The sequence below is a fragment of the Aurantiacibacter zhengii genome, assembly GCF_003584125.1.
Classification (GTDB): domain Bacteria; phylum Pseudomonadota; class Alphaproteobacteria; order Sphingomonadales; family Sphingomonadaceae; genus Alteraurantiacibacter; species Alteraurantiacibacter zhengii.
Genome location: NZ_QXFL01000001.1, coordinates 21,849 through 34,858, shown reverse-complemented (window position 1 = coordinate 34,858; position 13,010 = coordinate 21,849). Strand labels below are relative to the sequence as shown.

At 63.6% G+C, this 13,010-nt stretch carries 11 protein-coding genes; 3 read left to right on the top strand and 8 right to left on the bottom strand.

All coding sequences use genetic code 11. The features are described from left to right. The first annotated feature begins 88 nt into the window (after window positions 1-88). Genes D2V07_RS00160 through zapE form a run of 3 tightly spaced genes read left to right on the top strand, consistent with a single transcriptional unit; the run spans window position 89 to window position 2,444 of the window. Complete coding sequence (locus D2V07_RS00160) at window positions 89-871, top strand: succinate dehydrogenase iron-sulfur subunit (protein ID WP_119584008.1); 783 nt, start codon at window positions 89-91, stop codon at window positions 869-871. A 5-nt stretch (window positions 872-876) separates the two neighbouring features. Further along, window positions 877-1,335, top strand: coding sequence for a PaaI family thioesterase (locus tag D2V07_RS00155; protein WP_119584007.1), 459 nt, complete (start codon window positions 877-879; stop codon window positions 1,333-1,335). Next, window positions 1,332-2,444: a cell division protein ZapE gene (gene zapE / locus D2V07_RS00150; protein WP_119584006.1), complete on the top strand. Its 1,113-nt coding sequence runs from the start codon at window positions 1,332-1,334 to the stop codon at window positions 2,442-2,444. The genes D2V07_RS00155 and zapE overlap by 4 nt, the downstream gene beginning before the upstream one ends. On the opposite strand, the gene D2V07_RS00145 is transcribed toward zapE, so the two are convergent. The 8 genes from D2V07_RS00145 to D2V07_RS00110 are packed head-to-tail and all read right to left on the bottom strand — an operon-like array spanning window position 2,441 to window position 13,001. Then, window positions 2,441-4,336, bottom strand: coding sequence for an XrtA/PEP-CTERM system amidotransferase (locus tag D2V07_RS00145; protein WP_119584005.1), 1,896 nt, complete (start codon window positions 4,334-4,336; stop codon window positions 2,441-2,443). The two genes, zapE and D2V07_RS00145, sit on opposite strands and share 4 nt — an antisense overlap. A gap of 9 nt (window positions 4,337-4,345) precedes the next feature. Continuing rightward, window positions 4,346-5,923, bottom strand: a complete 1,578-nt coding sequence (gene xrtA / locus D2V07_RS00140) for an exosortase A (protein ID WP_233548178.1) — start codon at window positions 5,921-5,923, stop codon at window positions 4,346-4,348. Then, window positions 5,892-7,115 (bottom strand): TIGR03087 family PEP-CTERM/XrtA system glycosyltransferase, encoded by a 1,224-nt coding sequence (locus D2V07_RS00135; RefSeq protein ID WP_119584003.1) that lies wholly within the window; start codon window positions 7,113-7,115, stop codon window positions 5,892-5,894. The genes xrtA and D2V07_RS00135 overlap by 32 nt, the downstream gene beginning before the upstream one ends. A gap of 9 nt (window positions 7,116-7,124) precedes the next feature. Then, window positions 7,125-8,183, bottom strand: coding sequence for a FemAB family XrtA/PEP-CTERM system-associated protein (locus D2V07_RS00130; RefSeq protein ID WP_119584002.1), 1,059 nt, complete (start codon window positions 8,181-8,183; stop codon window positions 7,125-7,127). Next, entirely contained in the window at window positions 8,180-9,100 is a 921-nt protein-coding gene (locus D2V07_RS00125; RefSeq protein ID WP_233548177.1) for an XrtA system polysaccharide deacetylase, read from the bottom strand. Before D2V07_RS00125 ends, D2V07_RS00130 begins: the two co-directional genes overlap by 4 nt. Window positions 9,101-9,132: 32 nt before the next feature. Beyond that, window positions 9,133-10,287 (bottom strand): XrtA/PEP-CTERM system-associated ATPase, encoded by a 1,155-nt coding sequence (locus D2V07_RS00120; protein ID WP_119584000.1) that lies wholly within the window; start codon window positions 10,285-10,287, stop codon window positions 9,133-9,135. Window positions 10,288-10,311: 24 nt separating this feature from the next. Beyond that, the gene (locus D2V07_RS00115) at window positions 10,312-11,997 is read right to left on the bottom strand and encodes a preprotein translocase subunit YajC (protein ID WP_119583999.1); all 1,686 of its coding nucleotides are present in this window, start codon (window positions 11,995-11,997) and stop codon (window positions 10,312-10,314) included. Continuing rightward, the gene (locus D2V07_RS00110) at window positions 11,997-13,001 is read right to left on the bottom strand and encodes a P-loop NTPase family protein (protein WP_119583998.1); all 1,005 of its coding nucleotides are present in this window, start codon (window positions 12,999-13,001) and stop codon (window positions 11,997-11,999) included. The genes D2V07_RS00115 and D2V07_RS00110 overlap by 1 nt, the downstream gene beginning before the upstream one ends. Window positions 13,002-13,010 lie beyond the last annotated feature (9 nt).

Below are 13,010 nucleotides of genomic sequence, written 5' to 3'. Positions count from 1 at the left end.
TCGAATGCGGGGATTTCCCAAGCCTTCACTTGCCCTTGGCCGATGAATGAGTAGATAGGCACGCAGACGCGTTAGGGACAATCAGATCATGGCTACGTTCACTCTTCCCGCCAACAGCAAGATCCGCAACGACGGCGAAGTCCACAAGGCGGAGGGCGGCGGTAAAATCCGCAAGTTCAAGATCTATCGCTACGATCCGGACAGCGGGAAGAACCCCAGCTACGACACGTTCGAGATCGACCTGGACGAATGCGGCCCGATGGTCCTGGACGCACTGTTCAAGATCAAGAACGAGATCGATCCCACGCTCACCTTCCGCCGCTCCTGCCGGGAGGGTATCTGCGGTTCCTGCGCCATGAACATGAACGGCAAGAACGGCCTCGCCTGCACCACTGCGATCGAGGATGTGAAGGGCGACATTCGCATCACCCCGCTGCCGCACATGGAAGTGGTGAAGGACCTCGTGCCAGATTTCACGCACTTCTATGCCCAGTACGCAAGCATCCGCCCGTGGCTGCAAACCGTTTCCACCACGCCTTCGGGCAAGGAGCGGCTGCAATCGCCCGAACAGCGCGACAAGCTGGATGGCCTGTACGAGTGTATCCTGTGCGCCTGCTGCTCAACCGCTTGCCCGTCGTACTGGTGGAACAGCGACAAGTTCCTTGGCCCGGCCATCCTGCTGCAGGCCTATCGCTGGCTGGCAGACAGCCGCGATGAAATGACCGGAGAGCGGCTTGACGAGTTGGAAGATCCCTTCCGCCTCTATCGCTGTCACACCATCATGAACTGCGCCAACGTGTGCCCCAAGGGGCTTTCCCCGGCCAAGGCTATTGCCGAGATCAAGAAGATGCAGGTGGAGCGGCACGTCTGAGACCTGTGACAGAAGGCAAGTCGCCGGCCCTGCGCGAAGAGCATCCCGACCATCCCGGCTGGTGCGAATGGGGCGCAGCGGAGGGCACCCGGTACAACGAGGCCGTATTGGGCCTGATGCTGGCCAGGCTCGACGATCGCGAACACGCGCGCATCCGCGTTTTCCCGCGCGAGATGCTGACCAACCCGCACGGCGTCATCCACGGCGGTGCGATTCTCGGCCTGATCGATGTCGCGATGTTCGCAGGCAGCAGCATTCTTCTGGGTGAAAGGCTCGAAAGCGGGGTCACGGTAGACCTCAGCAACCAGTTCCTTGCTCCCGGCGATCCTACCCGTCCGCTCGATGCCGTAGTGGAAGTCGTGCGGGAAACCGGGCGGATGGTGTTCGTAAGGGGCCAGGTAGTGCAGGAAGACGATCTCATAGGCTCGTTTTCAGGAATACTGCGAAAGATCCCGCGCAAATGAACGTGCTGTCGCGCTACGAACGGTTGATTGCCGCAGGCGAACTTCGCCCCGATCCGGACCAGCGCCGTGCGGCGGAGCGGCTTGCCACTTTACAGAAGGAATTGGAGTCGGAACAGTCGGGTGGGCTTCTCGGCCAGCTGTTCAGCCGCAAGAAGGTGCGTCCGCAGGGCGTCTATATGGTGGGCGGTGTGGGCCGGGGTAAGTCCATGCTGATGGACCTGTTTCACAGCTCTCTCAATATCGGCGAAAAGCGGCGCGTCCACTTCCACGCCTTCATGCAGGAAGTCCATGCAGCCTTGCGGGAAGCGCGCAAGAGCGAGAGCGGTGACCCGATCCCGCCCGTGGCAGAAAAGCTGTCGAAGAACCTCAAGGTTCTCGCTTTCGACGAGATGGTGGTGAACAACTCCGCCGATGCCATGATAATGAGCCGGTTGTTCACCCAGCTGATTTGCCAGCACAATGTCACGGTCGTCACCACCAGCAACCGCCATCCGTCCGAACTGTACAAGGACGGCCTCAACCGGGAGCATTTCCTGCCCTTCATCGACCTGGTCCAGGCCGAGATGGACGTGGTGGAGCTCGACGGCCCCACCGATTACCGGATGGAGCGTATCGGCGGCCTTTCGACCTGGCACTGTCCGCTGGGCGACGAAGCCACCGCAAAGGTGCGTGAGGCGTTCTTTCGCCTGACGGACTATCCGCCCGAAGATGCCGAAAACGTGCCGTCGGAAGAGCTCGCCGTTGGCGGCGGCCGGTCCCTGCACGTGCCGAAAAGCCTTAAAGGCGTTGCTGTCTTTAGCTTCAAGCGCCTGTGCGCAGAGGCACGGGGCGCACCGGACTATCTCGCCATCGCGCAGGCTTATCACACGGTCATCATCGTCGGCATTCCGCAGATGGACAAGGACATGCGCAACGAGGCGAGCAGGTTCGTGACCTTGATCGATGCGCTCTACGAAAACCGTGTGAAGCTGTTTGCCACCGCCGCGACAGAGCCGGAAGATATCTATCCCTCAGGTGATGGCGCATTCGAATTCCAGCGGACCGTCAGCCGTCTGAAGGAAATGCAGAGCGAGGAATACATGGCTCAGGGCCACGGTGTGCAGGACTAGGCGATCCCCAACCGGGCCAGCGACCGGTCCAGCATGATGAGTTGCCACAGCAGCCGCGAATGGTCGGCACGGGCGGCGATGTGATCCTCTGCGATCGCGGCGATACGCGCATTGTCGAACCAGCCCGTTCGCGCCAGCATCGCGCTCTTGGCAATGCCGCGCGCCTTGCCCGCCAGCGGCCCGCGCAGCCAGTCCGCTATCGGAGTGACGAAGCCCTGCTTGGGCCGATACAGGATGTCGTCCGGAAGATAGCGCGTCATTGCCTTTTTCAGGAGCCACTTGCCCTGTCGCCCCTTCACACGGAGCCCTTCCGGCAGGCCCGCGGCAAATTCGACCAAGCGATGGTCGAGCAGCGGTTCCCGCGCCTCCAGACTGGTTGCCATGCTCGTCCTGTCGACCTTGGTGAGGATATCGCCCGGCAGCCAGAACTTCAGGTCCGCATACTGCGCCTGGTCCAACCCGCTGCGCATGGGTGCCTTTGCCATGAGGTCGTAAAGCGGCTGCTCGGCGCGGTAGCTGCCGAGATCGGCCGCCAGATCGGACGAGTAGTTTGCGAAACGCCCCTCGGGCGGTAGAAAGGAGAGCGCACGGGCGTACCCCTCCTCCCCCGAACCGGCGAGGGAGAGAAGCGTCGTTTTCGCCCGCAGCGGTCGGGGTGCCCAATCGGCCTTGGGATATATCCGCCCCAGTGAACCGAGCACATTGCGCCGCACCGGATCCGGTATCAGCGCGCGAAGGCGCTCCTCATGCGCGTGGAACACCTGCCGCCGGTAGCCCGCAAAGGCTTCGTCTGCGCCATCGCCCGATAGCGCGACGGTAACGGTCTCACGCGCAAGCTGGCACACGCGCCACGTCGGCAGGGCAGAGGCGTCGGCGAAAGGTTCGTCGAACATTCCGGCAATCGTATCGATGGCGTCGAACTGGTCGGCGCTGACCGTGCGGGCGTTGTGATCTGTGCCGAAAATGCGGGCGACCTGCTGCGCGTAACCCGTCTCGTCAGCGCTGGTGACGTCGAACCCGATGGAGCAGGTTTTCACCGGCTGCCGGCTCGCCTCGGCCATAAAGGCGACCACGCTGGAACTGTCGACCCCGCCCGACAGGAAAGCACCCAGCGGAACGTCGGACACCATGCGACTTGTCACCGCCTGCTGCAGATGGTGCAGCAGCTCCGCCTCCAGATCTTTCGCCTTGCCCTTGTGACGATCGGCAAAGCTGATGTCCCAGTACTGCTGCGGCTGCGGCAGGGGGCTGTCGTGTTTCAACAGCAGCGTGTGACCGGCCGGAAGCTTTTGCACGCCTTTCAGGATGGAGCGGTGATCGGGCACGTAGCCCCACGCCATGTAGTCCTCAACAGCGCGGGGATCGGCTTCACGACGCATGAGAGGATGCGCCAGCAAACCCTTGAGTTCCGATGCGAAAGCTATCGAGCCATCGGAAAGCTGTACGTAGAACAGAGGCTTCACGCCGAACCTGTCGCGCGCCAGGAACAGTTCGCGTCGCTTTTGATCGTAGATGGCGAATGCGAACATGCCGTTCAGGCGGGAGACGCATTCCGCTCCCCATTGTTCGTAGGCGGCGAGGATGACTTCGGTGTCGCCCTCGGTCCTGAACTTCACTCCGCGTGCCTCCAGTTCCTTGCGCAGGTCCCGGAAGTTGTAGATTTCACCGTTGAATGTGATGACCAGCCTCTCGCTGGCCGAGTGCATCGGCTGCGGAGATCCTGCCACGTCGATGATGGACAGGCGCCGATGGCCCAGCCCCACACCGGGCGCCGTCCACACCCCCGCCCCATCCGGTCCGCGATGGGCGAGGACATCGGTCATGCGCTCCACCCGCGACGGGTCGACCGGCTTGATGGTTCCACAATGAAAAAGGCCCGCGATGCCGCACATGAGCGCGAACTAGTCCAGCCGCGCTATATCGTCCATCCACTCCGGCAGGGGAGCGGTGGATTGCAGGAAATCGTGAAGTACAGCCCCGGCGTCCTGCGAAGCCGTCTCCTCTGCGGAGAGAATGAGCATGATGGTGGGCTGCGGGGTGCCAATTAGGCGGTCGCGCATGTTCGAAAGCTTGAGTTGCAGGCGGCTGCTGCCGGTCCACTCGCCATGGCGATACCAGGTGTAGGCGACCCGCTGCTGCGTTCCCAGCGCCTGCAGGCGGTCTCCTGCTCCGCCCGAAGGGGCATCCTGCGACTGCAGCCAGCGCCATTCCGTATCGAGCGGCAACGCGCCCTCGCCGTAGGCACCGGCCTCGCGCCCGTCCTCCTGAGCGCCGTAAATGGCGAAAACGACGTCGACTACCCTGCCTTGCCCATCCCGGTAGCTTGCGACCATGCGCCGGTCTGCCCCGCCCGTGCGTGGCTGCCAGCGATAGGTCTGGTCGAGCGCGGTGCGGGTCCAGCCGCTCACCTGAGGAAGGGCAACGTCCTGCGCAACCTGCGCATCCAGTCCGCGAGCATTGGCCGACCACGCCAGCATGACCAGCGCCGTGGCGGCGCAGGCTGCGAGCAAGGTCCAGCCGTTTCCGCCGAACCGCTCGAGCCGGGCGGGCCAGGCTGCCTCTGCGATCTTCTTTGCATCAATGAACGGATCGTCCACATGGCGATCGAAGAACTTCCAGCCGATTGCCAGCAGCGCAGCCATGACCAGCGCGAAAAATATCCAGCCATAGAAAATATGATCGAACCCGGCGGCAAAGCCGATGCCTTGCGACTGGGCGATGTAGATCGTGCCCCACGCCCGCACGCCGTTGGCAAGGATGGGAAGGATGATCGCCACCGCCATGAATCCCGCGCGCCGCCACGGGGAGCGGAAGCACACGTGCGAGACGAGCGTGCCGAGCGCCACCATGGCTATCAGGAACTTCACGCCCGAACAGGCCTCGGCAACTTCGAAGAGACCGGCCGGCGTGTCGATGAAAACACCCTCGATGATCGCGGGGATACCGCTGGCATGGGTCAGCGCGATGGTGATGTGCGCGGTGATCATTTGCAGCGCGGGCACCAGTTCCTCCCCTATCGGGACAAGGAACAGGGCGAAGCACAGCGGAAACAGCAAGGCCCATGCGATGCGCGGGCCAAGTATCGTGATGACAGCGCTCTGCAGCGCCAGGACAAGGCCGAAGTGGGAGATCGTCGCCGTTCCGGAGATGTCGCCCAGCAACCAGCCGAACAGCACTCCTGCGACAAGCACCACTCCCGGCCACCAGGCCCGCGGTGTCAGTTTTGCCAGTTCGGGCGCGCGTTGCACGACCAGCCAGCCTAGGATCAGCGGCACCAACAGGATGTGATTGTAGGTGGAACTGTTCCACCATTGTAGCATCATCGCGGCCCAGTCCGCAGCGAAGAGCGCGAATACAGCGAGCCATGCAAGCGCCAGCTGCATTAACGGCGCGCGCCAGGCTGGCGCGATCCGCTCGGCCAGCAATGCTCGGCGCGGAGAGATCGCCTCAAGCGGCATCGCGCGGGGCCACCTGTTCAAGTCCCAGCAAGCGCGGCAAATCGGAAAGCATCGCGGGCCAACTCATCGTATCGAGGACGAACTGCCGGGCGCTGTGCCCCAGCGCACGGGCGGTTCCGGAATCGTTCGACAGGCGAAGCAGCTCTTCCACGAACGCCGCATCGTTCGAGGCGACGATGAAATGCCGACCGCTTTTGGCCTCGATACCCGTAGCCGCATCGGGAGATACGATGACGGGCCGCGCCATGGCCATCGCCTCCAGCACCTTGTTCTGCACCCCGCGGGCAATCGTGAGCGGAGCCACCACGATATCTGCACCGGCCAGCCAAGGCCGGGTATCAGGAACTTCGCCCACAACGCGCGTGTTGTTGACCCCGTCCAGTGCCATCACTTCGCGGGTGGGGGCACGTCCCACGATATGGAACTGCGCCGATGGCAGCTTGCTCAGCACGCCGGGCATAATCGCATTCGTCATGCGGCGGACGGCATCGATATTGGGGGCGTAGTCCATCTGGCCGGTAAACACGTAGTGCGGGCCTCCGCTGGCCAGTGCCTGCTCCGGCTCGACCGCCTTGGGATCGAATGCGGCGCAATCTATCCCGTTGCGAAGCGCGCGGATACGATCCGGCGTCGGCACACGCTTGCGCAAAAGGTCGGCCTCGGCCTCGCTTACCAGCAAGGTGGCATCTGCGCGTTTGGCGAGTTCGGCCTCCACACCGCGCAGCAGCTTGCCCTCTCGTGCATCGATCCAGCTACGTGGCCCGCGTCCGGCCTCGGCAAACGCCTCGAACTTGGCGGAATCGACGTCGACCAGGTCGACCAGCAGCCGCCCCTGCCAGTCGCGCGGGACATATTGCCCCATCTGCCCAGAGAACACGTAGATCGCGCCAATGTCGCGCTCTGCCAGCAACTGGTTTACCCATTGCGAGAGCGCCTCGGACCGAAAGGCCGTCAGGCTCACGGGCTGGCCGCGCAGCAAGGCCTCTACGCCAGCCACCGGCAGCGGCTTTGATCGGCGGGACATGCACCAACTGGCAGCCACTTCGGCGAGTCTATGCTCGTTCGTGATATCAGTCGAGTTTTCAGCAAGGCAGCCCACATGAACCGGTGCGATTTCCGCCAGGGCTTTCAGGACGTGATGCGAACGTATCTTGTCCCCGCGGTCGGGCGGAAACGGCACGCGATGGGCAAGAAAGAGGATTTCGCCACGCACTCCAGCCCCCTAGCCAAGGCCACGCGCAATGAATGGTCCGACGAAGTTGGCGACCGGCAGGGGCAGCTTCTTCCACATGGCGATGCGCGACTGGTGGCGCTTGCTGGTCGGGTCCGCGTCGCGCGCCGCATGTCCCGGCGCGGTCCATCGCGCGTAGGACAGCGGCTGCGGTTCGAAACCCCAGTTCTTCTTGAAATGATAGGCACCGCTACCGGTCTTGCTACGTCCGAAGTCGAACCGGTCGCATCCGCGACGGCGGGCGTGCAGCATCAGTTCGTAATACATCCGGTCGTTCGCGCGCAGGCGGCGTGCATCCCAGGTGCCCCCGCCCCAGTAGGGCATGACGGCCCCCTGATGGTAGAGCGACAGCACGCTGGCTACCGCCTGGCCCTTGTCCCACACCGTAAGGATATCTGCGTCCAGTCTGTCGAGCACCGCATCGAACAGCGCCCGTGGAAATACCGGCGTCCCCAGATTGCGCACGCTTTCTGCATAGACGCGGTAATGCGCCGCCCGATTCAGCGGTGCCGTGCCAGTGGTAACCTTCAGATCGTTCTTCAGACCTTTGCGCACCTCGGCGCGCTGTTTTCGCGGAATGGCGGTAAGCTGCTTGTCGGCATCATCGGCCAGGGGGGCAACGAAACCGCAATGACTGTCCTGGCTGATTGCCCAACCCTGGCCGGATGCAGATCCGCGCAGTTCCACATCGGTGCAGGAAAGGCGCAGGGCATATTCCTGCACTGCATCGCACAAGTCCCGTGCCGTTTCCTCGCTTTCGCAGAGGACCCCGCCTTCCACGGCGAAGCCCGACGAGGCGAGCAACCTGCCGAAGATGGGTGAGTGAACTTGCGTCAGCGGCAGCCATCCGGTCAGGCGGCCAGCCTTCTCCGCCACTAGTCCGCAAGCCTGCTGGCCGGTGCCATGCTCTACGGCCTGCAGCCACGCGGGACGGTGGAAGACCGACCCGCCCTGTTCGGCCACGAACCCCTCGACAAGGGCAACCTCGTCGGGCTGTCGCAGATCGACCGCGCGAACGGTCTCCCGCGTCAGGGCGAATGGCGCATTCATCCGCCTATCGCACGCTCAAGCCGAAGCCGGAGGTTTTCCCGCTTGGCCACGCCATCCATACGCCCCCAGTGGAATTCGCGCACCAGCTGCTCAAGCTTACCCGCCATCTTGTCCAGGTTGGTATAATGCCTGAGGCGCGATCGCAGCGGTGCACCGGCCACGCGGGGCTGGCCGGGATCGATTTCCCAAGGGTGAAAATAGAATACGGCCGGGCGTTCATCGGTGCGGTTGACCTGGCGGATGGCCCAGCGGCTGAAGGCATAAGGCAGCACCCGGAAGAACCCGCCACCGCCCGCCGCCAGGCGCTTGCCCCGAAACACCGCCGTCGTGACCGGCAATTCCACGAAGTTGCTGCCTGCAACGGGCTTGAAAGCGAAACGCGGGGCTTCCCGCCAGCCATAATGATCGTGCGCCACAGGGGCGACGCTGGACGAATAGAGGTAGCCCGCCTCGGCCAGGACCTCGTGCGCCCAGGGCGTGCGGGCATCGATGGAGAAGCTGGGCGCACGGTAGCCCACTACGTGGGTGCCACTGGCGTCTTCCAGAACAGTCCGCGTGTGGGCGATGTCGGTCGCGAAACTCGCCGCGTTCATGCGAAACACACGCTGATGATCCCAGCCATGGCTGGCAATCTCATGCCCCCGATTGGCAATTTCGCGCAGCAGACCGCCGTGACGTTGTGCCACCCAGCCAAGCGTGAAGAAGGTGCCCCGTGCTCCCGCTTCATCGAACAGATCGAGGATCTGGCGAACATTGCGGTCCACCCGGTCATCCAGCCCGGCCCATTGGTCGCGCTCGATCACATCCTCGAACGCGCCCACCTGGAACCAGTCCTCGACATCGACCGACAGGCCGTTGACAATGGGGTTCGCCCTGGATGGCCTGTTGGCGAAGTTAAGCGCGTTCACGTGGGTCAAGCTCCTGGCGCATTTGCCGCGCGCGGGGTGGTTCAAGCGGCCTTGCTGGAATCCATTTCGCTTTCGATCCAGTCGATCAGCATCGTCAGGGTCTGGCGGATCGTGCGTTCCTGCTCGAAACACTTGGCCTCCACCCGGGCGAGCTGGGCGCGCAGGGTCTCGATTTCCGGATTCACCTTCTCTTCGATATCGGTCTCACGCTGCTCTGCCATTTCGACAATGGCCTGCTGCAATTCGGCAATCTGGGCATCGCGTTCGGCGAGGTATTCCTCGAGCATTTCCTTATCGACGCGCGGCGTGGTGGGCATAGCCTTTACCGGTTCGTAGCTCACCTCCGCCTTGGGCATGGGTGCAGGTGCGGCTTCCGGGAATGCGCGCTCGGCCTCCATTTCGGCCAGCACGTTCTGCAGCATGGCCGCGTCGATGCGGCTGCGCTCCTCGACGGCGCCCAGCAGCAGCAGGCGGTTGGCGACCTGGTTGACCCGGCGCGGAATGCCGCCGCTCGCTTCGTACAGTTCGGTGAACACGCGCTGGTCGAAAGCGGGATTGCCGTCCCAGCCAACCTTCTTCAGGCGGTGGATGATGTAAGGCTCGATCTCGCCCTTCTGCATCGGCTCCAGGTGGTGCGCGGCGATCACACGCTGACGTAGCTGCTCCAGTCCCGGATCGCTCTGGATCGTGGCGCGGAACTCGGGCTGACCCAGCAGCAGCGTCTGCAACAGTGGGTGGTTGCCCAGCTGGAAGTTCGATAGCATGCGCAGTTCTTCGAGGGCAGAGACGGAAAGGTTCTGCGATTCGTCCATTACCAGCAGGCAGCGGCGACCCTCGCGGGCTTCCTCGTGCAGGAAACTTTCGATCTCGGTCAGCGCGGTCGCCTTGTCGTGCCCCTCGATATCGAGGCCGAAGCTGCGAGCGACGACGTGGACGATCTCTTCGCCGTCCAGCTTGCTCGTCACGATCTGCGCCACGGTGACCTGGCTTTCGTCCAGGCTCTCCATCATGTGCGCGACAAGCGTCGACTTGCCGGATCCAACCTCGCCGGTGATCACGATGAAACCTTCGCCCTGCGCCAGGCCATAGCCAAGGTAGGACAAGGCTTTGCGATGCGTGATCGAACGGAAGTAGAATTCCGGATCGGGCGTCAGCTGGAAAGGCTTGCCGGTGAGGCCATAAAAGTTATCGAACATGGGTCTGGTCTCCTTGATGACCCTTCAGTCAAACGTGTAGCGAAGGCCCAGGAGGGCCGAAGCGGAAGAATAGTCGGTAAGATCGTCGTCGCGGCTGATGCCATCGATGCCGACGGCGGCAACGCCGGTCAGTCCACGCCAGATGTCGCGGTTGTAGGCGAGAGAAGCGGAGTAGCCGATGCCGTCACCCAGATCGCCTGCGCCTGCATCGAACCAGCTGGCATAGGCCCCGGCGGACAGGCCGGAATTGCGGTCCAGCTGGTGCGCGATATTGGCCGCGACGTAGTAGCTTTCGTCCACTACGCCATCGATGCTGGCCAGCACGGTATTCTCGCCGCCGATGAAACTGCGCCGATCGTAACCCGCACCCAGGCCGAAGCTGGTGCGCCCGGCGACGGCGGAATAGCTGGCCGAAACGCCGCGATTGCGGAAGACCGAGGACCGCAGCGAATTGAGCTGTGCCAGGGTACAGTTGTTGCCGGTCACGCCGATCACGCAGCCACCCAGATCGCCAGAGATCGGGTTACGCACCGCTTGGAAATCGGTGCCAAGCAGGTCGATTGCATCGGTCAGCTGTCCGCCGAAGCCGGTGATATTGTCGTACACCGCAACGCTGAGCCCCGAGTTCGCATTGGGCGAATAGGACAGCGAGCCGTAATAGGTGGTGGAGCCGTAGCGGCGGCCCACCGTGGCTGACAGCGATGTGCGGCGGCTGGGTCGCCACATGACGCCCACGTCCCAGATCAGGCCATCGGTCTGGTAAGCGATCTGGCGTGGCTGGCTGTCGTCGGTGACGAGGCGACCGTCCGGGCCGATTACGGGATTGTCGTTCTCGTCCAGCAATGCGTTGCGGCTGGAGACTTCAACATCCTCGAATCCCACACCGGCCACGAGGGCCACGTTGGGCGAGACTGGCAGGGTCACGTCGCCGCGAACATACTTGTCATCAATGCGCTGATCGAGGTTGGAGATATCCTGCCGGTTCCACCCGGCTCCTACTCCGACACCGACCGGAGCTACGGTGCCGGGTGCCAACCCGACGCGGAGCGCGGCGTTGTGGGTTACGCTGTCATCGAAGATATCAACCGCGTCCTCGCCCGGGGCGACGACCACAGCATCGGGCGATTCCACCCGGGTATAGCCGAGGCGGTACTGCCCGCTGATCTCGACCGGGCCGGACCGCGTCTGCACGGAGGGGCCGGCATAGACCGAATAGATCTGGCTGGTGGAATCCTCGTTCCCCCCGATCTGGCCGATAGAACTGAAACCGCTTGCATCGACGCTGGTGCGAGAAGCGAGACCACCCGCTTCCAGCGTGATCCCCTGGCGCACCAGGCCGACCGACGCGCGGGCGATGCCCGAAACCGTATCGCTATCCACTGCATCGCCGTAGCCGATATCCCGCTCGTACCGCAGGGAGGCCGAGGCGGCGCTGTTGCGACCGGCGATTGTCGCATCCACGCCCGCGGCAAGCTGCGTGTAGGTGAGCACGTCGTCGCCCGGCTGCAACTGCGCAGTAACGACCTGCGATGCCTCGATATAGGGCGCAATGTCGGCGCGCCGGGTACGTTCGTCGCGCCCGGCATCGGCGCCGTCCTGCGCGGCGGATGCAGCGGCCGGTTCCTGCTGCTGGGCCAGCGCCGAACCGGGCAAGAGCGCGAGCGCGAGCGCCAGGCTGGCGGTGGTGGTAAACTTGGCGAGCACGGCCATCAAACCTCCTCCCCGTAATAGGCGCCAAAGCGGCGCCCGCTGGGGCTGAAATGGGCTGCGTTCAGCAGCAGCTTGAGATCAGGACAGGACGAAAGCAGGGTCAGGGCATCTTCCAGCGCGTTCTGGCCCGTGCGATCCGCGCGGGCCACCACGATGGCCTGCCCCACATGGTTGGCCAGTTCGGCCGCCTGAGATGCGGCCAGGGCGGGCGGGCTGTCGAAAATGACGATGCGCCTGGGCGCGGCGCGGGTCAGGCGATCAAGCACTTCCGCCGTGCGATGGCTGGCAAGGTATTCGCTGTCCAAAGTGGTATGGTTGCCAGCAGGCAGGACATACAGGCCGGCGATATCGGTGTTGAGGACGCAGTCCTCTACCATCAAGTCGTCACGTGCCAGAACGTCCATGAAGCCCGGCCCCTTGGGCAGGCCCAGCATCTTGAGGACAGAGGGCTTGGCGAAATCGGCATCCACCAGCAGCACTTCGCAGTCCTTTTCCGCTGCCAGCGCCAGCGCCAGGTTCACCGCGCAATAGCTCTTGCCCTCGTCGGGGTGCGGCGAACAGACAAGCACGCGCTGCGCCAGCCCATCCGTGCGCTTGTCCTGCGCCTGGCGCACCGACTGCAGCACCTGCCGCTTCACGATGCGGAACTCCTCCAGCAGCTCCGACACCTGACCTTCGGGGTTGATCAGCCCATAGCGGAGCAGGCAATCGCGATCGATCGGGTGGACGGTGTCGCTGAACGTTACATCTTCGTAGACCGGAGCGGGCGATAGTGCCGCCTCCGGCGCTGGCGCAGCGACGGGCGCGGAAGCAGGCTGCGCCGGTTCAGCAGAGATCGCCTCAGGCGCTTTCGCCTTGGGCGTCGCCCGCTTGGGACGGCGGTTCACCGGCTTCTTCAGCTCGCGCGGAACCTTTGCAGGCTTGTACCCTGCCAGTCCGAACATGCTTTCGGCGCGTTCGAGCAGAGACTTCGGCGGCTCGGGCGTGTTGCTTTGATCGGTCATCGTCCGCTC

Excerpts from the sequence above, each read along its gene's own strand:
- zapE (WP_119584006.1), top strand. The coding sequence starts at position 1,332 with ATGAACGTGCTGTCGCGCTACGAACGGTTGATTGCCGCAGGCGAACTT.
- D2V07_RS00120 (WP_119584000.1), bottom strand. The coding sequence starts at position 10,287 with ATGTTCGATAACTTTTATGGCCTCACCGGCAAGCCTTTCCAGCTGACG.
- D2V07_RS00160 (WP_119584008.1), top strand. The coding sequence starts at position 89 with ATGGCTACGTTCACTCTTCCCGCCAACAGCAAGATCCGCAACGACGGC.
- D2V07_RS00115 (WP_119583999.1), bottom strand. The coding sequence starts at position 11,997 with ATGGCCGTGCTCGCCAAGTTTACCACCACCGCCAGCCTGGCGCTCGCG.
- D2V07_RS00130 (WP_119584002.1), bottom strand. The coding sequence starts at position 8,183 with ATGAATGCGCCATTCGCCCTGACGCGGGAGACCGTTCGCGCGGTCGAT.
- D2V07_RS00110 (WP_119583998.1), bottom strand. The coding sequence starts at position 13,001 with ATGACCGATCAAAGCAACACGCCCGAGCCGCCGAAGTCTCTGCTCGAA.
- D2V07_RS00145 (WP_119584005.1), bottom strand. The coding sequence starts at position 4,336 with ATGTGCGGCATCGCGGGCCTTTTTCATTGTGGAACCATCAAGCCGGTC.